The 24,472-nt window shown below is 37.9% G+C and carries 24 protein-coding genes; 6 read left to right on the forward strand and 18 right to left on the reverse strand.

Annotation, left to right across the window (positions count from 1 at the left end; all coding sequences use genetic code 11):
* Nucleotide 1: 1 nt before the first annotated feature.
* From GILLI_RS08940 to GILLI_RS08965, 6 genes are all read right to left on the reverse strand, one after another.
* Nucleotides 2-1,555 carry a DUF4301 family protein gene (locus GILLI_RS08940; RefSeq protein ID WP_006988778.1) on the reverse strand — a complete coding sequence of 518 codons (1,554 nt, stop codon included), beginning with the start codon at nt 1,553-1,555 and terminating at the stop codon, nt 2-4.
* Nucleotides 1,552-2,121 carry an AAA family ATPase gene (locus GILLI_RS08945; protein WP_006988779.1) on the reverse strand — a complete coding sequence of 190 codons (570 nt, stop codon included), beginning with the start codon at nt 2,119-2,121 and terminating at the stop codon, nt 1,552-1,554. Before GILLI_RS08945 ends, GILLI_RS08940 begins: the two co-directional genes overlap by 4 nt.
* Entirely contained in the window at nt 2,082-2,714 is a 633-nt protein-coding gene (pnuC, locus tag GILLI_RS08950) for a nicotinamide riboside transporter PnuC (protein WP_006988780.1), read from the reverse strand. The genes GILLI_RS08945 and pnuC overlap by 40 nt, the downstream gene beginning before the upstream one ends.
* Complete coding sequence (locus GILLI_RS08955; RefSeq protein WP_006988781.1) at nt 2,698-2,958, reverse strand: thiamine-binding protein; 261 nt, start codon at nt 2,956-2,958, stop codon at nt 2,698-2,700. The genes pnuC and GILLI_RS08955 overlap by 17 nt, the downstream gene beginning before the upstream one ends.
* Before the next feature lie 84 nt (nt 2,959-3,042).
* Nucleotides 3,043-3,759: a phosphoglycerol geranylgeranyltransferase gene (locus tag GILLI_RS08960; protein WP_006988782.1), complete on the reverse strand. Its 717-nt coding sequence runs from the start codon at nt 3,757-3,759 to the stop codon at nt 3,043-3,045.
* On the reverse strand, nt 3,756-4,403 hold the full coding sequence (locus GILLI_RS08965) for a 4'-phosphopantetheinyl transferase family protein (RefSeq protein WP_006988783.1): 648 nt from the start codon (nt 4,401-4,403) through the stop codon (nt 3,756-3,758). The genes GILLI_RS08960 and GILLI_RS08965 overlap by 4 nt, the downstream gene beginning before the upstream one ends.
* Before the next feature lie 63 nt (nt 4,404-4,466).
* Between GILLI_RS08965 and ahcY the strand changes: the two genes are divergently transcribed.
* Nucleotides 4,467-5,783 carry an adenosylhomocysteinase gene (gene ahcY / locus GILLI_RS08970; protein WP_006988784.1) on the forward strand — a complete coding sequence of 439 codons (1,317 nt, stop codon included), beginning with the start codon at nt 4,467-4,469 and terminating at the stop codon, nt 5,781-5,783.
* Between the two features lie 71 nt (nt 5,784-5,854).
* Here the strand turns inward: ahcY and GILLI_RS08975 are convergent, their stop codons facing one another.
* The 4 genes from GILLI_RS08975 to GILLI_RS08990 all read right to left on the reverse strand — a co-directional run bounded on the left by GILLI_RS08975 (nt 5,855) and on the right by GILLI_RS08990 (nt 7,874).
* Entirely contained in the window at nt 5,855-6,199 is a 345-nt protein-coding gene (locus tag GILLI_RS08975) for a putative signal transducing protein (protein ID WP_006988785.1), read from the reverse strand.
* Between the two features lie 88 nt (nt 6,200-6,287).
* Nucleotides 6,288-6,548 carry a 50S ribosomal protein L27 gene (gene rpmA / locus GILLI_RS08980; protein WP_006988786.1) on the reverse strand — a complete coding sequence of 87 codons (261 nt, stop codon included), beginning with the start codon at nt 6,546-6,548 and terminating at the stop codon, nt 6,288-6,290.
* Between the two features lie 25 nt (nt 6,549-6,573).
* Nucleotides 6,574-7,302: a 50S ribosomal protein L21 gene (rplU, locus tag GILLI_RS08985; protein WP_006988787.1), complete on the reverse strand. Its 729-nt coding sequence runs from the start codon at nt 7,300-7,302 to the stop codon at nt 6,574-6,576.
* A 107-nt stretch (nt 7,303-7,409) separates the two neighbouring features.
* The gene (locus GILLI_RS08990) at nt 7,410-7,874 is read right to left on the reverse strand and encodes a DUF4199 domain-containing protein (RefSeq protein ID WP_006988788.1); all 465 of its coding nucleotides are present in this window, start codon (nt 7,872-7,874) and stop codon (nt 7,410-7,412) included.
* 200 nt (nt 7,875-8,074) lie between these two features.
* Here GILLI_RS08990 and GILLI_RS08995 point away from each other — a divergent pair, with 200 nt between their 5' ends.
* Together GILLI_RS08995 and GILLI_RS09000 are read left to right on the forward strand one after the other, a co-directional pair.
* On the forward strand, nt 8,075-9,397 hold the full coding sequence (locus tag GILLI_RS08995) for a M16 family metallopeptidase (RefSeq protein ID WP_006988789.1): 1,323 nt from the start codon (nt 8,075-8,077) through the stop codon (nt 9,395-9,397).
* 9 nt (nt 9,398-9,406) lie between these two features.
* A complete protein-coding gene (locus tag GILLI_RS09000; protein ID WP_006988790.1) occupies nt 9,407-11,479 on the forward strand; it encodes a M16 family metallopeptidase in 2,073 nt (690 codons plus the stop codon).
* 32 nt (nt 11,480-11,511) lie between these two features.
* On the opposite strand, the gene GILLI_RS09005 is transcribed toward GILLI_RS09000, so the two are convergent.
* The 5 genes from GILLI_RS09005 to mutY all read right to left on the reverse strand — a co-directional run bounded on the left by GILLI_RS09005 (nt 11,512) and on the right by mutY (nt 16,164).
* Nucleotides 11,512-12,420, reverse strand: a complete 909-nt coding sequence (locus tag GILLI_RS09005; protein WP_006988791.1) for a DMT family transporter — start codon at nt 12,418-12,420, stop codon at nt 11,512-11,514.
* Between the two features lie 65 nt (nt 12,421-12,485).
* Nucleotides 12,486-13,049, reverse strand: a complete 564-nt coding sequence (gene gldD / locus GILLI_RS09010; protein ID WP_006988792.1) for a gliding motility lipoprotein GldD — start codon at nt 13,047-13,049, stop codon at nt 12,486-12,488.
* 120 nt (nt 13,050-13,169) lie between these two features.
* Nucleotides 13,170-14,492 carry a gliding motility-associated protein GldE gene (locus GILLI_RS09015; RefSeq protein WP_006988793.1) on the reverse strand — a complete coding sequence of 441 codons (1,323 nt, stop codon included), beginning with the start codon at nt 14,490-14,492 and terminating at the stop codon, nt 13,170-13,172.
* Between the two features lie 21 nt (nt 14,493-14,513).
* A complete protein-coding gene (locus GILLI_RS09020; RefSeq protein WP_006988794.1) occupies nt 14,514-14,978 on the reverse strand; it encodes a single-stranded DNA-binding protein in 465 nt (154 codons plus the stop codon).
* A gap of 136 nt (nt 14,979-15,114) precedes the next feature.
* Complete coding sequence (gene mutY, locus GILLI_RS09025) at nt 15,115-16,164, reverse strand: A/G-specific adenine glycosylase (protein WP_006988795.1); 1,050 nt, start codon at nt 16,162-16,164, stop codon at nt 15,115-15,117.
* A gap of 126 nt (nt 16,165-16,290) precedes the next feature.
* Between mutY and GILLI_RS09030 the strand changes: the two genes are divergently transcribed.
* Nucleotides 16,291-16,596: an HU family DNA-binding protein gene (locus GILLI_RS09030; protein WP_280985189.1), complete on the forward strand. Its 306-nt coding sequence runs from the start codon at nt 16,291-16,293 to the stop codon at nt 16,594-16,596.
* Between the two features lie 313 nt (nt 16,597-16,909).
* Nucleotides 16,910-18,448: an Rne/Rng family ribonuclease gene (locus GILLI_RS09035; protein ID WP_006988797.1), complete on the forward strand. Its 1,539-nt coding sequence runs from the start codon at nt 16,910-16,912 to the stop codon at nt 18,446-18,448.
* A 231-nt stretch (nt 18,449-18,679) separates the two neighbouring features.
* On the opposite strand, the gene GILLI_RS09040 is transcribed toward GILLI_RS09035, so the two are convergent.
* Entirely contained in the window at nt 18,680-22,009 is a 3,330-nt protein-coding gene (locus GILLI_RS09040; RefSeq protein ID WP_006988798.1) for a S41 family peptidase, read from the reverse strand.
* A gap of 229 nt (nt 22,010-22,238) precedes the next feature.
* On the opposite strand from GILLI_RS09040, the gene GILLI_RS09045 reads away from it, so the two are divergent.
* On the forward strand, nt 22,239-22,721 hold the full coding sequence (locus GILLI_RS09045; RefSeq protein ID WP_006988799.1) for a regulatory protein RecX: 483 nt from the start codon (nt 22,239-22,241) through the stop codon (nt 22,719-22,721).
* Here GILLI_RS09045 and GILLI_RS09050 read toward each other — a convergent pair.
* Nucleotides 22,711-23,592: a cupin-like domain-containing protein gene (locus tag GILLI_RS09050; RefSeq protein WP_006988800.1), complete on the reverse strand. Its 882-nt coding sequence runs from the start codon at nt 23,590-23,592 to the stop codon at nt 22,711-22,713. The two genes, GILLI_RS09045 and GILLI_RS09050, sit on opposite strands and share 11 nt — an antisense overlap.
* A complete protein-coding gene (locus tag GILLI_RS09055) occupies nt 23,589-24,458 on the reverse strand; it encodes a cupin-like domain-containing protein (RefSeq protein ID WP_006988801.1) in 870 nt (289 codons plus the stop codon). Before GILLI_RS09055 ends, GILLI_RS09050 begins: the two co-directional genes overlap by 4 nt.
* Nucleotides 24,459-24,472: the final 14 nt, after the last annotated feature.

Consider the following 24,472-nt stretch of genomic DNA (forward strand, 5'->3'; position numbering starts at 1 on the left):
CCTATTTTACTTGATGGGAAGGTTTCAAAAGATCGGAAACCGTTTTTACCGGATTGAAGGTAGTCACAGGGACCTCCACAAAAACCGTATTCCATTTTGCCATTGCACCATTCCAAAGTCCGGGCAATTCGAGTGCTTTTAAAGGTTTTCCATCCTTATCCTTTTCCGCAATAAAACTTGTGGAAGGATCTACAAATTCATTTAAATCAAAAGAGATTCCTAAGTAATTTTTTAACCCACAAACAATATCCACAGGATTAAAATGAGTTGCATTTTCTGCGATCTTTTTTTGATCGGGATTATTTTTATCTATTTGTGCTCCTTCAATAATTTGCAGGGAACTTTCTCCATTTTCCATTTTTACAAGAAATGGCCCTCCTCCGGGTTCCCCTTCATTTTTTACCATTCCGCAAACCCTTAGCGGACGATTTAGTTTTTCTTTTAGATATTGAAGCTTTTCCTCTTCTGAAAGTTGATCAAAACCAGACTTAAATTTAAGAAATAACTCATTTTTCAGAAATTCTGAAATTTTTTCAATAGGCGCTCCCGAAGCATTTTCAGCTTCAAGCTCTTTTAAAAATTTAAAACAGCGTTCCTGAAGTTTTAGCAGCTTACCGGCAAGCACTTTTTTATATTTTGCCACTTCCTCCAGCTGTGTTCCTATCACTACATTGTCTATATTTTTAATAAAAACAATTGCTGCCTTTAGCTCATTCAGGTTATCTATTAAAGCTCCATGTCCACCAGGCCTGAAAAACAAAGTTCCTTCTTCCGTCCTGAATGGTTTATTTGAATCATCGGCCGCTATAGTATCGGTTTGGGGGTTTTGATACGAATAGGTTACTTCAAATTTTACCTGAGCTTTTTGTGCTACTCTTTTTTTAATAGACTCAAATTCAGCTTCAAATTTCTCCTTGTGCTTTTCAGAAACCGTAAAATGCAGTTTTACAACCCCATCGATAGCTGCATATTTTGAAGCTTCGAATACATGCTCCTCAAAAGCGGTGGCCACATGATCGCCATAATCATGAAAAGGCACCAGACCTTTTGGATAGTCACTTAAATTTAGACCGGGAGAATGCAACATCGTACGAATCAGGATGAAATTTTTGGCATCATTAGAAAGGCTGTTAAATCCCGGCTGACTTTCCCTGGCATTATTCAGAGCTCGTTTATAAAACGGCAGTTTTTCCATTTGGGAAAAAAAGCGTTTTAAATTTTCATTTTTACTGTTTGATAAAAAATCTGAAATTGATTCTTTTTCAGCATCAAATTCTTCCAAAAACTCGTGAAGATCTTTAAACATTCGGGTTGCAGCTCCCGAAGCCGGTATAAACTTTGTAATATTTAAGCCAAACTTATTAGCATCGTAGTACTCTACCAGTTCGTTTTTTTGAGATTCAGAAAATTGTTGAATTCCATCTCCTGCAGTCGCAGCTGCAAGTATATTTACAGAAATATTTCCTCTTTCAAAAATCCTTAATTGCTCCTCAACTTTTTCCCTTGTTAATCCTTTAGCATCAATTTGCTTTAAATCTTTTTCTCTGGAAATCACTTTTCTCGTTTTAATAATTCATCAATCGCAGAAACGGCTGTTTCAAAACGTTCGTCTTCGTCCCCTTGTAAAATAATATAGGGCCTTCTATTAAGCTGTAGGGTGCTCTTAAATTTTTTGAACATTCCTTCTCTGTCATGAGGTTTATCCCTCAAATCGTCCGGAATCCACTGGTTGTCAATATTAGTTAAAAAGTAGATGTCGTACCAATTGTTTAACGCAGCTTTAAGAAGCAAGGGGTTACAGTAGCCGTGGTAATATGCTTCAGAATAAACTTTTAATTCCAGAAGATCTGTATCACAAAAAAGTATTTTATCTGCAACCTTCGCCTGCTTATTTTCCCGCAGCATCTGACCTTTTGCTATTGGAATAAGATCGTGAGGTTCACAGGTTTTCTTTTTCTCATCCCATTTTCGCTGGAGATAATCCCGCATATATTCCGGAACCCAGGCGGTCTTATAATGCTTTGCAAGCCGTTCAGCCAAGGTGGTTTTCCAGGTTGATTCTGGTCCAAAGAGAACTGCTTTCAGGCAGTTTGCAGGTTCTTGTTTAAGCTTTTCTTCCATGCGAAATAACCGTAAAAGGCGATAATTGTAAATAAAAAATATTGTAAACTAGTAAGGGTTAATCCTTTATGAAAATATAAAGGTACAGAGATTAAATCTCCTATGATCCAGAAGATCCAGTTTTCCAGTTTTTTCTTTGCCATAAGGTACATCCCTACGAAAAATATAGCCGTAGTGAATGTGTCAACATATGCAGTCCAGTCTGTCCATTTATCAAAGTAAATATAAACTCCAAAAACAAAAAGCAAGGTCCCTAAAAACAAAAAGACCGAGTTTAAATGCTCTCTTTTTGTCATAATGGTTACCGGTGTAAAATGAATGGCATCCACTTTTCTTGTCCAAATATACCAGCCGTATATACTCATGGAAAAATAATACGCATTAATCATCATATCTCCCAACAGGCTCCATTGCCAAAGCAGGTAAACAAATATCAATGTACTTATAATCCCGGTTGGATACACCAGTATATTCTCCTGTTTGGAAAACCAAACCGATAGAAACCCAAATATTACTGCAATTACCTCCAGTACTATAAATAAGTTCCTGTAACCATAATACTGCTCAAAAAAGAAATCAAAAATCGGCTGCATAGTCGCTACGATCAGATTTTACGATTTTTATATAGATCAACCCACGGTCTATGGCCTCAAATGCTGTTTTTATTTCCTTGTTAAGAACAGTCATAACCGTGTCATAATCACCATAAACCTGAGTGCTTAAAGGATTTTCTTTTACAGTTAATCCAGAATTTCGCATTTGTTTGATAAAGTTGATAATTGCTGGTTCGTAATTATCCTGAATTGGCGTAAGTGTGAGTTCTACTGAAATTTTCATCCGTTGGTTTTATTGTTTTTTTTTTCGCGGAATCAAATTTAGTTATTAAATAAACGGGACGCAAAAGAATGGAAGGACTTAAAATTAAGTCACGAAACTCCCCTCTTCAAAGGCCGTCCCAATTACAACCATATCGGCACCCGCATCATAGGATTTCATCAGTAACTGTTGTGTGCGAATAGCACCGCCAACAATTAGCGGGATATTAATTGCCTTTTTCACCGCTGTGATGATTTCTTCTGAAACCGGGAATTTTGCTCCGCTGCCGGCTTCCAGATAGATCAGTTTTTTTCCCGAATATTGACCGGCAAGTGCTGTATTCACTATGGTTTCAATTTCAAGTTGAGAAATTGGTTTTGTATTGCTAACCCGGTGTACCGCACATGCTGCTCCGCCATCTATAAGAATATATCCCGTTGGAATTATTTCCAGGGTTGAATTCCGAAGTTTTTCTACAGATTTTACCTGCTGTTCAATTAAATATTCAGGGTTTCTACCGGATATCAAACTTAAAAACAACAAGGCATCGGCATCTTCTGTGATCTGGGTATGATCTCCCGGAAATAATACCACGGGTAAATCTGAAAACATTTTAATTGCCCGGACACTGCTCTCTGTTTTATCAGGCGCTACCATACTACCCCCAACAAAAATATGAGTGGTTTCCTCCGGCAATCCGGATAAAAAGGATTCTGCTTTAGATTCCAGAAATTTATCGGGATCTATAAGTATAGCTAATTGTTTTTTTCCTGTTTCAGCAGAAAGGTCCAAAGCTTTATAGACTGAAGAGGTTAAGATCATTTGTTTTTAGCTTCGGCAAGTTGTCTCGCATAAACACAGGTAAAACCTTCAAATTCCAGAAAATCCAACTTAAAGCGCGATTTCTTACCCTTAAATAATACAGTTCCGGTGGTTTCTGTGGCCTCAAAATCAAAATCGGTAATATTGATATGCTGCAGGAAACCAAGTCCGGGTTCGGCCATAAGTTTGTAGATAGACTCCTTTCCTCCCCAAACGATGGTGAGTTTTCGAATTAAAGCCTCCTCGTTAGCAACCGTATGATATTCCTCTAAAGGAGTGAATTTATTGGCGATCTTGAGTATTTTATCGCGCTGCATTTCAATATCTATCCCTACTTCTTCATCACTTATTATTATTCCGGTAAAAGTAAAAGAATGGGTTATGGAAATATGTTTTCCGGATTTCAAATGTGGTTTCCCCCAATCGTCGTAATAGAGATCTTTATCTACATAGCCGGCTTCAGCTAAAAGATGGCGAATACTCATAAATCCACGTTGATGTAATTCAGATTTCATTCCATCCACCCGGACCTGGCAATTCGTAGTTAGTTCTATTCCTTCACTAAGCCATTTCAAAGGCTCCTCGACCTTCCAAATGAAGACTTTAGTATGTTCATCAACTGTTATTCTTTTGTAAAGGGGCATAAATTTCTATTAGATAATGATTACTTTTGCAACTGAAAATTGCTATAAATCAAATATAATAATATGTCTACTAAAACAGTGCCTTACACGGCCTATAAAGTGAAAGATATTTCCCTTGCAGATTGGGGAAGAAAGGAAATTGAACTTGCAGAAGCTGAAATGCCCGGCCTAATGTCGTTACGCGAAGAATTTGGCGGTGAGCAACCTTTAAAAGGTGCCCGTATTGCAGGTTGTTTACACATGACCATCCAAACTGCAGTTTTAATTGAAACATTAACGGCTTTGGGGGCAGAGGTTACCTGGAGTTCATGTAATATATTTTCTACTCAGGATCAGGCCGCTGCTGCTATTGCCGCTGCCGGAATACCAGTTTATGCGTGGAAAGGAATGAATGAAGAAGAATTCAATTGGTGTATAGAGCAAACTTTGTTCTTTGGAGAAGATCGCAAACCACTGAATATGATTCTTGATGATGGTGGTGACCTTACCAATATGGTATTGGATAAATATCCTGAAATGGCTGAAGGTATTAGAGGCCTTTCTGAAGAAACCACTACCGGCGTTCACCGTTTATATGAGCGCGTGAAAAATGGAACACTTCCAATGCCTGCTATAAATGTGAATGATTCTGTTACCAAATCAAAATTTGATAATAAATACGGATGTCGCGAAAGTGCAGTAGATGCCATTCGCCGTGCTACAGATGTTATGTTGGCCGGGAGACGTGTTATTGTTTGCGGTTATGGAGATGTAGGTAAAGGTACCGCTGCCTCCTTTAGAGGTGCAGGCGCTATTGTAACAGTTACAGAAATAGATCCTATTTGTGCGCTGCAAGCTGCGATGGACGGATTTGAAGTTAAAAAACTTGAAAATGTCCTTGAAAAAGCAGACATCGTAATTACCACCACAGGAAATAAAGACATCGTGCGTCCCGAACATTTTGAAGCGATGAAAGACAAGACAATTGTAGCCAACATTGGCCATTTTGATAATGAGATCGCAGTTTCCTGGTTGAATAAAAACCACGGAAACACTAAAGTTGAGATAAAACCTCAGGTTGACAAATATACCATCAACGGAAAAGATATTATTCTTTTAGCTGAAGGAAGGCTTGTAAATCTTGGTTGTGCAACTGGTCACCCTAGTTTTGTGATGAGCAACTCATTTACCAACCAGACTTTAGCTCAAATTGAACTATGGAAGAATGCAGATAGCTATGAAAATGAAGTTTATATGCTCCCTAAGCATTTAGATGAAAAGGTTGCAAAACTACATCTTGAAAAAATTGGAGTGGAATTAACCGAACTTACCAAAGATCAGGCAGATTATATAGGTGTAACTGTTGAAGGTCCCTTCAAACCTGAATACTACAGATACTAGAGTTGTAAGTATTGGAAATTAAGACAATCCCCTTTGAATTAAATCAAAGGGGATTTTTTTATGCTTTTTGGTTATGGGTTCATGAACCACATAATAAGAAATGCTACAATAATTAACACCAGCGCGGCCAAAAAAATGAAAATCCATTTTTTGGCAGGTTGGTTCCTTCGTTGTTTCTTTGAATCATCGTTCCATTCTCCTAAATATCCCATCGCTTTCAGAAGGGTTTTTGCTCTTTCTATTTGAGATTCCCGGACCTGAACACGCATTCCTTCACCTCCCATTCCTGCGATTCCGGCAGCGGAATTGGTATGTTCATCAAGTATGTGATAATTGAGGTTATCTTCTTCAAATTTGTGTTTGATTATAGATACCTCAGCACTATCATGAGTCCTATAGATAGTAAAATACTCCATATATGTTTAATATTTAACTATTAAGATACGAAAAAACCCTTCCAGAATACTCTGAAAGGGTTTTTAATATTATAAAAAGAAAGTATAATTAAGCTTCAAACGGCTCAATAGAAACGTATGATTTATTGTTTTTCTTTTTAGTGAATTTCACAAGACCGTCTACTCTCGCATGTAAAGTATGGTCTTTTCCTCCATACACATTCTCTCCAGGATTGTGTGTATAACCTCTTTGTCTAACGATGATGTTCCCAGCGATTGCGGCTTGTCCTCCAAAGATCTTAACGCCTAAACGTTTTGATTCAGATTCCCTACCGTTCTTGGAACTACCAACTCCTTTTTTGTGAGCCATGGCTTAAAGTTTTTCTAATTAATTCTTATTTGTTCTTAAGCAATTCTTTTGCCTGCTTTACCCATTCGTCAGATTCGATCTTATCACGGGTAATACCTTCAAGAGCAGAAAGTTCTTCTCTGTCGGCTGCTTTAAGTTTGCTAATTTGCTCATAGGTATAAATACCTATGTCATTCAATTTCTGTTCGTACACCGGTCCAATTCCGTTGATCAATTTCAAGTCATCGGCATCAGATTTTGGAGCAGTACCAATACTGTGAAGAAGTTTATCAACATTTATTTCAATGTTTCCGTCTTCAGCTCTATTTTCAGCACGACTCACCAAATTTTCACTTACTTCTACCTCTTTTTTAGCAGAAGGAGTAGCAGCAGTCTTTTTGGTTTCTGCCTTAGGTGCAGCAGCTTTATCTTCCTTTTTAGCAGAAGTAGCTTTTTTACCACCTGGTAAAGTTATACCTACGATAGAAATCTCAGTTAAGGATTGACGGTGACCATTTTTGACACGGTATCCTTTTCTTCTTTTCTTTTTAAAGACAATAACTTTGTCTCCTTTAAGGTGTCTGGTGATTTTAACATCTACCAAAGCACCATTTATAGCTGGGGCGCCTAAAGTAATAGTATCACCATCTCCGGTAAGAAGAACTTTATCAAAAGACAAACTGTCTCCTTCTTCTCCCGCAAGGCGGTTTACAAATACTTTCTGGTCTTTTGCAACTTTAAATTGCTGCCCTGCTATCTCTACAATTGCGTACATAGCGTATTTATTGATTAATTTATTTTATAGAAAACCCGCCTTTATTTTTTTAAAGACGGGTGCAAATATACTCTTAAATAATTAATTAGCAAAGGCTTTGTACATTTTTACAATTCATGTTTCTTAGCTTCTTTTGTGTTCCAGGAATCCTTTAATAACTGCATAAATGCCAGCGTTAACACAACAGTTGTTGCAAAACCCATTATTGCTACTGTAAAAAGTACCATTCCTATACTTATATGCCAGCTTGTATCCCAAACTGAAAGCAGCTTATTTATAAATCCTGGATTCAATTCAGTAGAATAAATTCCGAAGAAAATCGTAAAAAGTATGGTTGCTGTAAAACCGGTTTTTAGTCCTATTTTAAAACCTTTTTGATATTTATATTTATTGCCCATTTTTTTTCTTGATGCAATAATGGCCATATACATCCCTATTCCAACAATAGCCGGATTAAACAGGCTGAATACTGGGTTTACATGAAGTCCCAAAAGAGAAAGAATTAAAAAATACGCTATCAAGCCAATTGCAATCACAATTCCATAGATTAGTGGAACACCTAATTTTTTCATTTTGATTTTTTTTGTTATATAGATCCTAAAGTTCCTAAAAATTAAGCATTTTATCACTTAAATGACTGTTAATTTTAACATTTCAAACCACCAAAGTTGTCAATCAACCCGGTACACTATAAAAATTATTATTTGTGACAATTTGTAACAATAAAGCGGATTAGCATACTAATAGAGCACATTAATAAAAAACTTGAAAAATGATCAACAAAATTAAATTATCAGCCTGTGCTATGATCCTGGGGGTTTCGGGGTTTGCACAAGAAGTTGAGTTTACAGAATATGATTTGGATAACGGGCTACACGTTATTTTACATCAGGACAAAACAGCTCCTGTGGTTTCTACCTCGGTAATGTACCACGTGGGTGGAAAGGATTTAAAGAATAATAAGACCGGGTTTGCGCATTTCTTTGAGCACTTATTATTTGAAGGTACCGAGAATATCCCAAAAGGAACTTTTATGTCTACAATAAGTTCCAATGGAGGAACCTTTAATGCTACCACATCCCTGGACCGCACATACTACTACGAAACATTTTCTTCAAACAAACTGGAACTAGGGCTTTGGCTGGAATCAGAACGTATGCTTCATCCAAAAATTGACCAGAGTGGAGTAGACACTCAAAACGAAGTGGTTAAAGAAGAGCGAAGGAGAAGTTATGACAACCGTCCCTACGGAAACCTCCTTTCTGTAATTCAAAGCAACCTTTTTGAAAAACATCCGTATAAAGATCCAAACATAGGCTATATGGATGATCTTGACGCGGCAGAACTGAAAGAATTCAATGAATATTTTGATGAATTCTATGGTCCAAACAATGCTACCCTGGTAGTTGCAGGAGATATTGACATAGAAAAAACCAAAAGTCTTATCGAAGATTATTTTGGTCCTATCCCAACCGGAAAAGAGGTTAACCGCTCCCTTATTGAGGAAAAACCCTTGGCAAGCGTGAAACGCGATACCTTTTATGATGCCAACATACAAATTCCGGCGAGCATATTAGCCTGGAGAACACCATCTATGAAAGAAAAGGATGCGTATGTGCTAAACATGATCTCTACATTATTATCTGAAGGAAGATCTTCCCGCTTATATAAAAAATTGGTCGACGATCAAAAACAAGCCCTTGAGGTAGCTGCATTCCATTTACCATTGGAAGATTATGGGATGTACGCCATATTTGCTATTCCGTTAGGCGATGCGAGCTTGAATACTTTGAATGAAGAAATTGATGAAGAAATTTTAAAGCTTCAGAATACCTTGATCTCAGACCGGGAATTTCAAAAACTTCAAAACACTTTTGAAAATCGTTTTGTAAATGCAAACAGCAGCGTTTCAGGAATTGCAGAATCTCTTGCAACCTACAACGTGTTATTCGAAAACACCAATCTTATAAATAAAGAAATTGAGATCTACCGTTCAATTACGCCAAAAGATGTGCAGCGTGTTGCCAACGAATATTTGAAACTGGATGCAAGAGCTATACTTAGTTACCTTCCTAAAACTGATGATGTTAAATAATATACTATAATGAAAAACATGAAAAATTTAATATTGACCCTAAATGCAGTCTTCTTTTTGGCTTTTTCAACTTTTGCACAAATAGACAGAAGTAAACAGCCCGAAGCCGGACCTGCGCCAAAAATAAATATTCAAAAACCCAAAACCTTCACCCTTACTAATGGCTTGCAGGTTATGGTGGTTGAAAACCACAAACTTCCCCGGGTAAGCGCGGTGCTAATTATGGATAACCCGCCTGCTCCCGAAGGCGCAGATGCCGGGATCTCCGGTCTTACAAGCAGCCTTTTAGGTACAGGCACCCAAAAAACTTCCAAAGATGATTTCAACGAGGAAATAGATTTTTTAGGGGCCAATGTAAACTTAAGCGCAGGAAGTGCAAGAGCCAATACGCTTTCAAAATATTTCCCCAGAGTTCTGGAATTAATGGCTGAAGGTGCATTACAACCTAAATTCACACAGGAAGAACTGGACATCAACAAACAGCGTCAAATCGAAGGATTAAAAAGTAATGAAAAGGACGTATCCTTTAATGCAAGAAGAGTTAGACAAGCTTTGACCTACGGTAAGGACCATCCTTATGGAGAACTTACCACGCCAGAATCCCTTGAAAACATAACTCTGGAAAAAATACAGAATTATTACAACAAGAATTTTGTCCCTACCAATGCTTATTTAGCTATTATAGGAGATGTAAAATTTGAAGAAGCAAAAAAACTTGTTGAAAAACATTTCGCCACCTGGAAAAAGAGCGCGGTAACAACTGCAAACCTTCCGGAAGTTAAAAATGAGAAAGGTTTACAAATAAACTTTGTAGACATGCCAAATGCAGTGCAAAGCGAAATAGCTGTTGTAAACAGTACTAATCTCAAAAAAAATGATCCAGATTATTTCGCCGCTTTGGTCGCCAATCAAATCCTTGGAGGAGGTGACGGAAGGCTTTTCTTAAACCTTAGGGAAGATAAAGGATATACCTATGGGGCATATTCTTCTTTGGGCAGCAATAAATATGTTTCTTCCTTTGTAGCCTCTGCCCAGGTTAGAAATGCAGTTACAGACAGTGCAACCGTAGCTTTTCTTGAAGAGATCAAAAGGATAAGAACTGAAAAAGTTTCTGAAAAGGAATTAGAGGATGCAAAAAATAACTATACTGGAAGTTTTGTATTATCCCTTGAACAACCGGCAACTATAGCAGGATATGCTCTGGATATTGAAACAGAAAATCTTCCTAAGAATTTTTATGAAACGTACCTTCAAAAATTGAATGCTGTTACTGTTGAAGATGTTCAACGCGTTGCAAATAAATACTTCAAAATTGATGAGGCAAGAATTATAATTGCCGGAAAAGGAAGTGAAATTTCAGAAAATCTTGAAAAATTTACTTTCAATGGAAAAGAGATTCCGGTAAAATATTACAATAAAAAAGGAATTCAGGTTGACAAACCAGAGTTTAACAAAGCCGTAGATCCTACTGTTACTGCAGAATCTATTTTGAATAAATACATCCAGGCTATTGGCGGAAAACAAGCTGTTGATAACGTGGAAAGTGTATTGATGACTGCAACTGCCGAAATTCAAGGTCAAAAATTAGATCTTGAAATTAAAACCACAGCAAAAGGAAAATCCCTACAAGTGGTTTCAATGGGCGGAAATGCCATTAGTAAACAAGTGTTTGACGGAACCACGGGTTTTGCGGTTGTACAGGGTCAAAAAATACCATTCACAGAAGAGCAAATAACCGATGTTAAAGCAGATGCCGCTCCTTTCCCTGAATTGATAGTAAAGGATGCAAGGGTAATGGGGATTGAAGCTGTAGATGGTAAAGACGCTTATGCAATCGCCTTAAACGATAAAACTACCGCGTTTTACGATATGGAAACAGGTTTAAAAGTTAAGTCCGTAAAAACTGTTACCCAGGGTCCGCAAACTATGGAGGTTCCAACCGGCTATAGCAACTACCAGGAAGTGAACGGAATTAAATTCCCATTTACCGTGACCCAATCCTTTGGACCACAATCCATTGAATTCACTGTGAATGAGATGAAAATAAACGATGGAGTTGAAGAAAGTGATTTCGTAGAATAATATTTTTTTATTGATGTAGAAACGACCGGCTGTTAAAGGCCGGTCGTTTTGTTTTTAGTGTACAGGTTCTTTGAACGATTCACCAAAAATACCCCTAACAAAATAACAAGGGCCGAAATAAGCTGAAGATAACTAAACACCTCTCCATCTAAAAAACCCCAAATCAATCCCACTATAGGGATTGTATAGGTAACGGAGGTAGAAAATACGGGATCTGATATCTGAATAAGTGTATTGAAGATAATCAACGCAATCCCTGTACCTATTACCCCAAGAATAACAACATAAAGCACCGATAAGGAAACTACAGGATCTGACATCATTTCCTTTACCGAAAAGCCGGTGTATACCAACACCAGGATGGAAGGGATCAATAGCACAAAAAAGTTTCCGGCAGCTATTCCCAATGCCGAAATATCTGCCATATAGGTTTTAATAATATTGACATTTATAGCATAGCAACCTGCGGCAAGGATCACCAGGCCAGAATATAGGTAGTTTTGATCTGGATTAACCTCTGCTCCACTAAAAATTAATCCAAGAGTTCCAAGTAAACCAACTGTTACTCCCAGGACCTTATTTTGAGTGAAGGCAATGCGGAAAAATAACACCCCAAAGATCAAGGTAAGCAAAGGAGTTGTGGCGTTCAAAATGGAAGCTATGGCACTATCAATCTCTGTTTCTGCATAAGCAAAAAGGTAAGCAGGAAAAAAGGAACCCAGGAAACCGGAAATAATTATCCATTTCCATTGTTGCTTTTTGAGTTTTATAATTTGTTTAAAACCCACAAGAACTAAAAATACAGCTGCAAAAAAAATCCTGAATGAACCTAACTGTAAGGCTGTTAATCCTATAAGTCCTTTTTTAATAAGAATGAAAGAACTGCCCCAAACCAGGGACAGGAGAATCAAATAGATCCATTTAAGATTTTTTAAGGGCATAGATAAAAATTAAAGTGAAAAAAAGAGGCAAAGCACTGTTAATTTAGAAGTGCTAAAACTTATTATTAATTTCTCCACTGAAGAGTCTCCATCAAATGTTTAATATCTTTCTTTAGATAAGCAGCAGCAGGCATAATAGAATCAAAATTGGGTTTTTGATTGAAATATAGGGATCCTGTAATAAAATGTGAAGTGCTGTCGGTAAGGTAAAACTGCGCCTGGGAAGCTGCATTTCCTTCAACCTCGTATAACATTCCATAGGTTCTATGAGCCGGGTTTTGGTAAACATCACCCTCTATAAAATCTGCTTTTATGGTATGCTGCAAAGGGAGTTTTTGAGCATCCATTAAAAGGGAATCCAGATTGTTATTAACATCCTGATACGTGATAAAAAGTGTTGCATCCAGTAATGGATAATTGATGTTTAACCAACAGTTTCCGGTGCCCTTCGCATCTAAAATTCGGGAAATCTCATTGATTTCAAACTCATAGGGACAGTTCAGGTTTGCCGGAGTGTATTTCGCCTCAGGAAATTCCAATGCAAGAAAAGCCTTCGGTTTAGGAAGGGTTTCATCTTTACAGCCAAAAATAAATAGGAGGAGTGAAAAATATAAAAAAAGTTTTTTCATCTGTTTATTTTATAGTCTTAGCCAACGTATGGACCGTACATATAATCATCTCCTGTGTGAGAAATTTTTCTAATGGATGGTTTCATCAGTATAATTTATTCAGAAGTAATTATTCTTCGCTTAGACCGGCTCAATGCTAAGTTTGATTTGCTTAATACGCTTATTATCAATAACCTCAATAGTAAACTTATAATTCAGGAACGTGATGATCTCATTCTTTTTAGGGAAACTTCCGGAGATCTCAAGTAAAAATCCAGCCAGGGTTTCCGATTCTCCTTTGTTTTCTTCGAAAGCTGACGGATCCTCCAGTTTAATTATCTTGTAAAAATCCTTTAATGGAGTCTTACCTTCAAAAACAAAATTGGATTCATCCAGTTTTGAGAAGATGAGATCTTCATCGTCAAACTCATCATTTATATCTCCCACGATTTCTTCTATAATATCTTCAAGGGAAATGAGTCCGCTGGTTCCTCCGTATTCATCTACTACGATAGCAAGGTGATTTTTTTTTACCTTAAATTCATTTAGCAAATCATCCAGTTTTTTATTTTCAGGAACAAAGTAAGGATCCCTTAACAAACTCACCCAGTCAAATTGTTTTTTGTCGATATAAGGCAAAAGATCCTTTACATATAGAATACCAGTTACCTGATCGATATTTTCCTTGTAAACAGGAATTCTAGAATATCCGTTCTCTATAATTTCAGGAACTATCTCTTCAAAGCTTTGATTTTCATTTAAGGCGAAAATATCCATTCGGGGCTTCATTACCTGCTTTGTATCGGTATTTCCAAAGGATACGATCCCTCTCAAGATCTTTTGCTCCTCATGCGAAGTTTCTTCTTCCCTGGTAAGTTCCAGCGCCTGTGATAATTGATCTATACTTATATAACTTCGTTGTTTCCCCAAACGCTCATGTATAAAGAGTGTAATGGCACGCATTGGAATACTTAAAGGAGCAAATAAGGTGTCCAGCACATTTAGCGGATACGCCATAAAATTTGAAAATTTCACGTTATTCCTGCTTGCATATACCTTCGGAAGGATCTCGCCAAACAATAATATTAAGAAGGTTACAACCCCAACTTCAATAACAAACTTAAAATCGATCCCAAAAACAAGGGTATTCATATTTCCGAAGAACTCATCGGTGAGTGTGTCAAAAAGCAACACGATGGCAATATTTATGGAATTATTGGCCACGAGAATGGTAGCCAGTAATTTTTTGGGTTTCTCGAGCAGTTTAACAACTATTTTTTGGGTATTGCTCCTTTTTCCATTAACCGTAATGAAATTTGCAGGTGTGAGGGAAAAAAAAGCCACTTCGGCTCCGGAAATAAGCGCTGAACCAATAAGCAGGACAAAAACCGCAATAATGCCTCCTATTTGTGAGACATCATAAGAAATAAATGATAAGATTAAACTGGGAGGATCCGGATCCAATTGCTATATTTTTAGTTAAACTTAGAAGGGAAGATCGTCTTCATCTTCCTTTCCCAAAGGTTGATTTTGATTTGCAAAAGTATCATTTTTTGGTTCGGAAACAGTCTTGGAGGAAGCTGAATTTTGTGGTGGCTGAGATCCGGTACTTTCTTTTGGAGATAGAAATGTAAAATCGGTGCATTGAATCTCAACCGAATAGCGCTCCACTCCCTTATCATCGGTCCATTTTCTGTTTTTCAATCTGCCTTCAATATATACTTTATCCCCCTTTTTAAGGTATTTCTCGCATATCTCTGCAGCTTTATTTCGCACTACTATATTATGCCATTCGGTATTTTCCACCCGTTGCCCTGTAGATTTATTGGTGTAAACTTCATTTGTTGCCAATGGAAACCTTCCAATGGAATTTCCACCTTCAAAATAATGCATTTTCACATCATCCCCGGTATGCCCTATCAACATTACTTTATTCAGTGTACCTGTCATAATTTAAAGAATTTTAATCCGTGAAACAACACGAACTTATGGATTAATTATGTTTAAAAATAAATAAAATTATTCAGTAAGTAATCAACAAAAGAGGAAATCTATCAATGCAAAATTATATTGTTGTATCCTGTTATCAATATTCAGAAAAATTATAATCCTGAATAAAATTCGCTATCAAAACAGGTACAGGATACTCGCTAAGATTCTCTATAGAAACAGAATTTTCAGGTAATTTATTCTTTTTTATCAACCAGAAATTAGTGAAAATATGCTGGTGGGAAAGTTTATGTATAATAGGACTGCTATTATATAAGGTAATTTGCTTTGGATCTTTCCCCGCAAAGCTTATAAATTCCTCCTCCAGAAGAATTTCCTCCTCCTTAAGCCGGGTTGTTGTTTCCACAAGTGGAAATTGATACAAGCCTTCCCAAATACCTTTTCCCAAACGCTGTTCTATAAGAGTTGTATTTTCTTCAGAAATAAAAACAAGGTAATTAAAGTATCGCTTCCTCACTTTTGCCTTCTTCAACTTTATGGGGAGCTGAGAAATTTTTCCATTTTTCAAAGCAAGACAACTGCCCGAAAGAGGACAACTTTCACAAAGCGGCAACTGAGGTTTGCACTGCAAGGCTCCAAATTCCATTACCGCCTGATTATAGGTGCCGGGATTTTCACAATCCAGCAATTCGGTCGCCAATAGTTTGAATTCTTTTATTCCTGCACTACTGTTCACAGGGGTTTCAATATCAAAATATCGTGCCAGTACCCTGTAAACGTTACCATCTACCACAGGGACAGGTTCATTATAGCATATGGAAGCAATGGCGCTGGCAGTATAATCTCCCACTCCTTTCAACTTGAGCAAGCCTTTGTAATTTTCCGGAAATTTTCCATTTAATTCGGATGCTACAAATTGAGCGGTGGCGTGAAGATTACGCGCGCGGGAGTAATAACCAAGGCCCTGCCAAAGCTTCAAAACCTTTTCCTGCGGAGCTTCAGCTAACTGAAAAACGTCAGGAAATTCTTTTATAAACTTATAATAATAGGGAAGCCCCTGAGCTATTCTTGTTTGCTGAAGCATAATTTCGCTCAACCAGACGTGATAAGGATTGGCCGTTTTTCGCCAGGGTAAATCCCTTTTATTCTCTAAATACCAATTAACCAGTGTTTTATGAAATAGCATCCGTATAGATGTTTGATTGCAAGTATAAATCTTTATTTGGTTACTATTTAATGAATTAGGATTGAAATATTGGAGATTTAATTCATATATTTGCCCCCTTGAAATTTAGGAACCCCAATTATAATAATAAATAGAAAGAAAATGACGAAAGCAGATATCGTAGCCAAAATCTCCGAGAAATTAGGAATGGAAAAAGGTGATGTACAGGCAACTGTTGAAACATTTATGGAAGAAGTAAAAACTTCCCTTGAAAGTGGAGATAATGTTTATTTAAGAGGATTTGGTAGCTTTGTAATTAAAACAAGAGCCGAAAAAACCGGAAGAAACATCTCGAAAAATACCACCATTAAAATACCGGCCCACAATATCCCGGCATTTAAACCAGCAAGAATTTTTGTTGATGGTGTGAAAACCAACGTAGAAGTTAAATAAAACCCCCTTTTTAATAAACAGGGAAAAGAATAGAATTACTAATTTAAAAAAACACCAACACTATGCCAAGTGGTAAAAAAAGAAAAAGACATAAGGTAGCAACGCACAAGCGTAAAAAAAGAAGTAGAGCTAACCGCCACAAGAAAAAGTAGTGCTCTCACTACTTTTTTTTAGTAAAAGACGTTCTTTGAAATTGAAACCTTATTTAGATTGCTGAAATAAAGGTTTCTTCAGGATTAAAAACCCTGTGAAAATTTAATGTTTAATCCATTCCGAATCCCGAATTTTCGGGGCGGGATAAAAATCTAATCAAGTGGATAAAGAATTGATTATTAGAACCAGTTCCTCTGCTGTAGATTTTGCCTTAATAAAAGATGGAAAACTAGTTGAATTACACAAGGAAGAAGACGACAGTAATTTTGCTGTAGGCGATATTTTTATCGCTAAAATCCGCAAATCTGTCCCAGGGTTAAATGCCGCATTTGTTAATGTTGGCTATACAAAAGATGGTTTTTTACACTATCATGACCTTGGTCCTCAAGTTTCTTCTTTGCTTAAATTCATAAAACGTGTAAGCACAGGTAAATTAAAAGATTATTCCTTACAGAATTTTACTTTTGAAAAAGATATTGATAAAGATGGCAGCATTGCTGAAATCTTAAAATCAAATCAATCACTTCTGGTACAGGTGATGAAAGAACCAATCTCTACAAAAGGTCCACGGTTAAGCTCTGAGCTTTCCCTGCCGGGTCGTTATATAGTATTAGTCCCTTTTTCCAACAGGATCTCGGTTTCTCAAAAAATTGAAAGCAAAGAGGAAAAAGACAGGTTAAAAAGATTGGTGAAAAGCATCAAACCAAAAGGTTTTGGCGTGATTGTTCGCACCGTAGCAGAAGGTAAAAAAGTAGCAGAACTGGACAAAGACCTTCAAAATTTGTTTGAACGTTGGAAGGTGATGTGTAAAAAAATTTATAAAGCTCCCCACCCTTCAAAGGTGTTAGGTGAATTGAATCGTGCATCTTCTATTTTAAGAGATGTTTTCAACGATACATTTACTTCCATTTATGTAGATGACGAGACACTTTATATACAAATCAAAGATTATTTGGCAGAAATTGCCCCTAATAAAGAATCCATAGTAAAATTGCATCAAACCAACGTTCCCATATTTGAAAAATTTGGAGTCGAAAGACAGATAAAAACCTCCTTTGGCCGCACGGTATCTATGAGTAAAGGTGCTTACCTTATCATAGAACACACCGAAGCCATGCACGTTATAGACGTAAATAGCGGAAACAGGTCCAACAAAGCGAAAAACCAGGAAGATACTGCCCTGGAAGTTAATCTAATAAGCGCCTCAGAGATCGCCCGTCAATTGCGTTTACGCGATATGGGTGGGATCATCGTGGTAGACTTTATAGATATGAATAAAGCAGAAAACAGAAAAGCGCTGTTTGATCATTTAAGGGAAGAAATGAGCGATGATAAAGCAAAGCACAAAATTTTACCCCCGAGTAAATTCGGATTGATTCAAATTACAAGACAACGCGTACGGCCGGAAACGAATATCAAGACCAGAGAAGTAAATCCCGATGGTAGAGGTGAGATTGAGGCACCTATTATAGTGATAGACAAAATCGAAACCGACCTTGAAAGGCTGATCAAGAAAAATCATAAAAAGATCACCTTAAGTGCGCACCCATTTATTGCAGCCTTTTTAACCAGAGGCTTTCCTTCTCCCCGCTCACAATGGTTTTTTGACCATAAACGCTGGGTGAAAATATTACCAAGAGACGCTTACACGTACATGGAATATCACTTTCACGATAAAAACGGGGAAGTATTAGAGTAAAATACAGCATTGAAACAAAACGCCTTTCATTCATTTGGGAGGCGTTTTTTTGTTTTTGTATGTTTTATGAGTACGTTCTAGTGACTTCATAACAGGCTGTGAAAGGTCCTTGTTGCCTTACAATATACTGTTAACCAAAAAGACCTTACTTATTTTTAGTAATCTTAATATCTAATCACCTAATCTCAATACAGCCAATTAAAAAGCCGGAGATCTCTTTCCGGCTTTAGCTTAATTTCCTTTTTCTGCTTCCTGCTCCCAACCTTCCGGGCGTTTCCATCTTACCGGTGGGGCAGGTTCTTGTTTCAAATCTACAGGTGTTTCTTCCAGGAGTCTTAATGCTTCCTGAACAGAACGCTCCAGCTGTGGATCTCTTCCCGCAATAACATCTGCCGGAGTCATATGTACCTCAATATCCGGGGCTACCCCTTCTCCTTCTATAGCCCAGTTTCCGTCAACATCAAAGAATCCTCCGCGCGGTGCTACCATTCTCCCTCCATCTACAAAAGCAGGGGTATCCCAGGTGCCAACAAGTCCGCCCCAGGTACGGGTACCTACGAGGGGGCCTATTTCCATCTCTCTGAATAAGTAAGGTAACAGATCTCCTCCAGATCCGGCTCTTTCGTTAATGATCATCACCTTTGGGCCCCAAATACCGGCCATAGGGGTCGTAAAGGGCTTATTTCCCTCCACCCTGCTATTAAAATATCCATGGAGTTCCCTTGCGAGTACCTCCACAATATAATCTGCGGCAGAACCTCCACCGTTGTTTCTTTCATCTATTATAGCTCCCTGCTTATCCTGCTGGGCAAAGTAATATCTGTTAAAATACTGATAACCTTGCTGCCCTGTATTAGGAACATACACGTAGGCCAGTTTCCCATTGGACATTTCATCAACTTTCCTTCTGTTGTCCTCTATCCAGGCAAAACTTCTCAATTGATATTCATTGTCAACAGGAACAACTGTGATCAATCTTGCTCCAACTTTAGAAGGTTTATCGTTCACCAATATATAAGTTTGCCTTCCTGCCGTCCCTTCAAAATAAGTATAAAGATTTTTAGAAGCTTCAACCTCTTCTCCATTTACCTCTAAAAGAAAATCCCCTTCGTTAACATTTAACCCGGAAAGATTTAATGGCGCCTTTACTTCGGGATTCCAGCTTTCACCGTTATAAATCCTGCTGAAATAATATCTGTTTGATTTCACAGCGTAATCTGCTCCAAGCAATCCTACCTGGACTCTTTTTATATCCGGAAAATCTCCCCCTGAAGTATATGAATGCCCAACAGCTACTTCACCTCCCAATATATCTACCAGGTAATTAAGATCTGATCTATGACGCACATGCTCTACCCAGGGAGTATACCATTCCAGGATTTTATCCCAGGGCGCACCGTGAATATTATCCACATATAAAAAATCTCTTTGATACCGCCATCCTTCTTTAAAGATCTGCTTCCATTCTTCTATAGGGTCAATTTTTAATCTCAGATTGGAAACCACCAGTTTATTATCTTCAGTCTTTGGAGCTCCATTAGCGGTGGGGACAATTCCCCAGCTACTGCCATTGCGGTAGAGCATATTTTTACGGTCATGGGAAATAGAAGCCTCATTTACTTTAGGGAGAAATGGGATAGATTTTCGTTCTTCCAGGCTGTACCGACTCATTGAGAATTCAGCTTCGTTTGGGATGCCTTCCATATAGAATACATACCCTTCCGGCCCTGATAACAAATTGGTATAACTTTTATCGGGAACACCCAGTACTTCAATTCGGTTTTCCAATCCCTCAAAATCGATTTTTACCCGGGCGATATCCTTTTCCGGTTCCTTTTTACCTGAAGATTTCTTTTTCTCTTCCTTAGCTTTGTTTTCCTCCTCTTCCTTTTGCTCTTTCTCATCAAAAAGCCTGGGCATAAGGGGAGACGGAGTGTCTTTTGAAAGTACCATCATATACAGGCTTCTGGTTACCGGCCTTTCATAACTTGTCATATCCAACCAGCCGGTATTGAGCCCGTAATTTGTAGTAGCAAGAAAATATAAATATTTTCCACTTGCATCCCATACCGGCGAAATTGCATCGGCCATGGAATTGGTCAATTGATGGTTTTTACCGGTTTCAACATTATGCACTTTCACAGCCTTGAACATATTATCCATAATGCGTACATATGCGATCCACTGGCTGTCCGGAGACCAAACCGGGTTAAGAGAACGATTTGGATGTGCATAACCTTCTACGTCGGCTTTGGTGATCTTTTCGCTCTCTACATCCATATACCACAGGTTGTAATCTGTATCTGTAAAAGCGATATACTTCCCATTTGGCGACCATTCCGGTTTAAAGAAAAAGGTTGGGTCCGGGATCTTTATACTACGAATATCTCCTAATCCTTCCTGGTTCCCAATCATAAGCTGATACTCTCCCGAAGCATCTGAAAACCAGGCTATTTTAGATCCATCAGGAGACCAGACAGGAAATCGATCTGCCGCCCCGGATGAGTTGGTGATGTTTCTCCAGTTCCCTTCTTCTTTTGAAACAGTAAAGATCTCTCCCCGGTATTCAAATAAAGCACGCTGCCCCGTTGGACTTAAGGACGAATTGGAAAGCCTGGTTGGTTCAACCTCTTCCCATCTTGGCCTGGCCCAGTTAAAATCTCCGTTGACATTTATATCAAGTTGTTCACCATTTCCGTTGGAAGGGTCAAGCAAATGCAGATATCCTCCCTGCTCATAAACGATCATACCGCCACCTGCATCAAGGCTTTTAGCATCAAATTGCTTGTGAAAAGTTACCTGTTTAACATCTTCGGAAGCAGGGTCATAGGACCAGATATTGTTAGCAAAATCCCTTTCAGATAGAAAGAATATTTTACCATTATGCCAAACAGGATTGGTATGTCTCTCATTATCTGTTCGCAAAGTTTGTTTAAGTGAATAATCTTTTAAATCCAGGATCCATATTGGCTGCGCCTGTCCACCACGATAGTTTCGCCATTCAGGATCCCAAAAGGATATAGGAGTATAGGCAAGAAAATTACCCTCTTCAGACAATTCTCCGTTGGCAGCTCTTGGAACTTTAATAGCTACTGGCATACCCCCATTCGTAGCGATAGTATATAATTTAGAAGCTGCCGTTGGATATCCTTCCCTTCCGGAAGAAAATAAAACCGATTTCCCATCAGGGGTCCAGCCCGTAACTTCATCGTTTCCCGGATGCCAGGTAAGCCTCTTTGGCTGTCCACCTTCTGCCGGAATAATATATACATCTACATTTCCATCATACTGCCCGGTAAACGCTATCCATTTTCCATCCGGAGAAAAATGCGGATTGGTTTCAGCTCCTTCATTTGAAGTGAGGTGCCGGGCATTACCAAGGTTGGTGTCTCCCCTGCGTTGGTCAACGACCCAGAGATCATTGGCATAAACAAAAGCAATATGTTCATCACTAATGGTTGGTTGGCGTAACAACCTGGTGCCCTGGGCATTTGTATCAACAGGGTAAAATCCCAAAAAACAACAAAAAAATAAGTACAGAGAGGGTATATTTGATATCATAGAATGAATAGCTTAGATAATAAAATAAGATGCAGTAATATAAGTAAAAAATCTTGTCAGTTGTTTACAAAAATCAAGAACCTCGGGGCAGGCCCACCTGCTTTAAATTCATTTTCGGCCGAGTTTCGAGAACTTAAACCTTCAATGAGGGATTTAACTCCCCTCTACTAAAGTATAGTTTTCTACTGCAAACTTTAGCTGTATAAATCTCTTTCCTATCTTTGCATATATGAAATCCACAGCAATTCAAAAATCTTATACGGTAAAGGAAGCCACGTTAAAATTGGCCCAGTATTGCGCCTACAGAGATCGTTCTCATAAAGAAGTGGAAGAAAAGCTGCGTGAGATGCGAATGATCCCGGCGGCTTGTGAACAAATAATCATTAAGCTATTGCAGGAAGATTTTTTAAACGAAGAACGCTTTGCACGAAGTTTTGTTAGAGGTAAATTCAGAATAAAAAAATGGGGAAAGATCAAGATCAAACAAGAACTTAAATTCCGGGAGATATCGGCGCCGCTTATTAAAATGGCACTTGGTGAAATTGAAGAAAAAGAGTATTTGAATACACTGTATCTGCTTGCCGAAAAAAAAGCTGCAGTTCTAAAAGACGAAGATCCATTCAAAAAGCGAAAAAAACTTACAAATTTTCTTCTTCAAAAAGGCTATGAATCCTCATTGGTATATGAAGTAGGGAGCACGATTATCCCTTAATATTTGCTTTTCTATGGGTTCTAATAATGGCCTGCTCGTTTTTATAATCTATCCATTTCTGGCCCTTCCATTTGCGCATATAATTATCAAAATACCGCATAAATATCAAATTATAAACAGCTTTTGAAAAATTTGTAAACGTTCTGGCGGTAGCCCGCAAGCTCATAGAAAATCCCGGTGTCAAATAAGTCATCTGGTGCCAGTATCCTTCCGGCATATATAGCGTTTCCCCGTGATTTAAATTTGTGATATAACCGCTTGCTTTTTTAAGTGCCGGGAATTTTTTAAAATCGGGATTGGTGAAATCGATATCTTCCCTGGTGATAAGGGCGTTAGGAACTTTATAAAGGAATTTACTCTCTGAAGGAGGAAATAGAATGCACTGCTTTTTTCCGTGAAAATGAAAATGCAAAATATTTGCATAGTCGATATCATAATGCATAAAAACCTTTGAATTCTCACCGCCAAAAAATAAGGTTGGAAGCTGTTTTAAAAATCTTAATCCAAGATCAGGAAACTTAAAATCCTTCTGAAGAGAAGGAACTTCCTTGAGTAAATGATATAAAAAAATACGATAATTTGTAGGCCTGGTTTGAAGCAAATCTATGTAGTCTGCCATTTTCATTTTTAAATGGGCTTCATTAAATTTTAACTCTGCACTTATAGGCCTGTCATCATAAAGAGGAACCGTTTTCTCCCCGGCAATTTCTTTGATATAATCGAGGTTCCATTTTTTATAAGCAGGCCAGTCATCTATTAAATGTTCAATTACAACAGGCGTTTGGGTCCTGACATAATTTTTAATAAACTCTTCCTTGGTTATTGTAGAAACCCTTGGTATTTCAGTTAATAGCATTCCTTCTTTCATCATTCAATCCGGGCATTTTTATGGGTGTTTTTTATTGCGCATTCATTCTTGTAATCTATCCACCGCTGTCCTTTAAGCCTTCGCATTAGATTATCAAAATTCCGCACCAAAATCACATTGTTTAAAACCTCGAGAATTTTTTTTGCAGAAATTGGTAGCGACCTCAAAGTTAATGATAAACACGGACTTTCATACTTAATAAAATGCCACCATTTACTGGGAATAAAAAGTGCTTCCCCGTGTTTTAACCTTACCTCAAAACCCTTAGCTTTTGCAAGAGCTGGATATGTATTAAAATCGGGATTGTCCATATCTATTATTTCCATGCTCACTATGGAATATGGTACTTTATAGAGGAATTTTGTTTCCTCCGGCGGAAACAAGATCACCCGCTTCTCCCCTACGAAGTTAAAATGAAAGTTATTCGCGAGATCCATATCGTAATGCATGACCACTTTTCCTCCTTCTCCGCCTACAAACAATACAGGTAATTTTTTAAAGAATTTAACTCCCAGATCGGGATATTTAAAGTCATTTAAAAGTTCAGGAACATTCTGAAGAAGATTAAAGAAAAACATCCGTAGATCTGTTGGACCGGCTTTAAGTATTTCTATATATTCCCGCATTTTGATCTTCATTGCCGGCCCGTGGCTTTTTTTCTTTCCTGTGGCAGGTTTACTGTCATAAAGTGGAACTACAATATCCCCAGCCTTTTCCTGAAAATAGTCCAAATTCCATTTTTTGGTCGCAGGCCAGTCTGCACTAAGATCTTCAAATACCACGGGACGTTGCGGAATAAAATAGTCTTTCAAAAAATCTTCTTTTGAAATTTCTTTTACCCGCGGAATATCCTGCAGACTGAGTTTCATACTGAATTATATTT

The sequence above is a fragment of the Gillisia limnaea DSM 15749 genome (genome assembly GCF_000243235.1).
GTDB lineage: Bacteria > Bacteroidota > Bacteroidia > Flavobacteriales > Flavobacteriaceae > Gillisia > Gillisia limnaea.

What these genes read in the sequence shown, in the direction of transcription:
- GILLI_RS08960 (WP_006988782.1), bottom strand. Translation starts at nt 3,759, where the DNA reads ATGATCTTAACCTCTTCAGTCTATAAAGCTTTGGACCTTTCTGCTGAA.
- GILLI_RS09020 (WP_006988794.1), bottom strand. Translation starts at nt 14,978, where the DNA reads ATGACAGGTACACTGAATAAAGTAATGTTGATAGGGCATACCGGGGAT.
- GILLI_RS09045 (WP_006988799.1), top strand. Translation starts at nt 22,239, where the DNA reads ATGAAATCCACAGCAATTCAAAAATCTTATACGGTAAAGGAAGCCACG.
- GILLI_RS09050 (WP_006988800.1), bottom strand. Translation starts at nt 23,592, where the DNA reads ATGATGAAAGAAGGAATGCTATTAACTGAAATACCAAGGGTTTCTACA.
- mutY (WP_006988795.1), bottom strand. Translation starts at nt 16,164, where the DNA reads ATGCTATTTCATAAAACACTGGTTAATTGGTATTTAGAGAATAAAAGG.
- GILLI_RS09055 (WP_006988801.1), bottom strand. Translation starts at nt 24,458, where the DNA reads ATGAAACTCAGTCTGCAGGATATTCCGCGGGTAAAAGAAATTTCAAAA.
- GILLI_RS09005 (WP_006988791.1), bottom strand. Translation starts at nt 12,420, where the DNA reads ATGCCCTTAAAAAATCTTAAATGGATCTATTTGATTCTCCTGTCCCTG.
- GILLI_RS08965 (WP_006988783.1), bottom strand. Translation starts at nt 4,403, where the DNA reads ATGCCCCTTTACAAAAGAATAACAGTTGATGAACATACTAAAGTCTTC.
- GILLI_RS09040 (WP_006988798.1), bottom strand. Translation starts at nt 22,009, where the DNA reads ATGATATCAAATATACCCTCTCTGTACTTATTTTTTTGTTGTTTTTTG.
- GILLI_RS08945 (WP_006988779.1), bottom strand. Translation starts at nt 2,121, where the DNA reads ATGGAAGAAAAGCTTAAACAAGAACCTGCAAACTGCCTGAAAGCAGTT.
- pnuC (WP_006988780.1), bottom strand. Translation starts at nt 2,714, where the DNA reads ATGCAGCCGATTTTTGATTTCTTTTTTGAGCAGTATTATGGTTACAGG.
- GILLI_RS08975 (WP_006988785.1), bottom strand. Translation starts at nt 6,199, where the DNA reads ATGGAGTATTTTACTATCTATAGGACTCATGATAGTGCTGAGGTATCT.
- rplU (WP_006988787.1), bottom strand. Translation starts at nt 7,302, where the DNA reads ATGTACGCAATTGTAGAGATAGCAGGGCAGCAATTTAAAGTTGCAAAA.
- GILLI_RS08955 (WP_006988781.1), bottom strand. Translation starts at nt 2,958, where the DNA reads ATGAAAATTTCAGTAGAACTCACACTTACGCCAATTCAGGATAATTAC.
- GILLI_RS09000 (WP_006988790.1), top strand. Translation starts at nt 9,407, where the DNA reads ATGAAAAACATGAAAAATTTAATATTGACCCTAAATGCAGTCTTCTTT.
- GILLI_RS08995 (WP_006988789.1), top strand. Translation starts at nt 8,075, where the DNA reads ATGATCAACAAAATTAAATTATCAGCCTGTGCTATGATCCTGGGGGTT.
- rpmA (WP_006988786.1), bottom strand. Translation starts at nt 6,548, where the DNA reads ATGGCTCACAAAAAAGGAGTTGGTAGTTCCAAGAACGGTAGGGAATCT.
- GILLI_RS08990 (WP_006988788.1), bottom strand. Translation starts at nt 7,874, where the DNA reads ATGAAAAAATTAGGTGTTCCACTAATCTATGGAATTGTGATTGCAATT.
- ahcY (WP_006988784.1), top strand. Translation starts at nt 4,467, where the DNA reads ATGTCTACTAAAACAGTGCCTTACACGGCCTATAAAGTGAAAGATATT.
- gldD (WP_006988792.1), bottom strand. Translation starts at nt 13,049, where the DNA reads ATGAAAAAACTTTTTTTATATTTTTCACTCCTCCTATTTATTTTTGGC.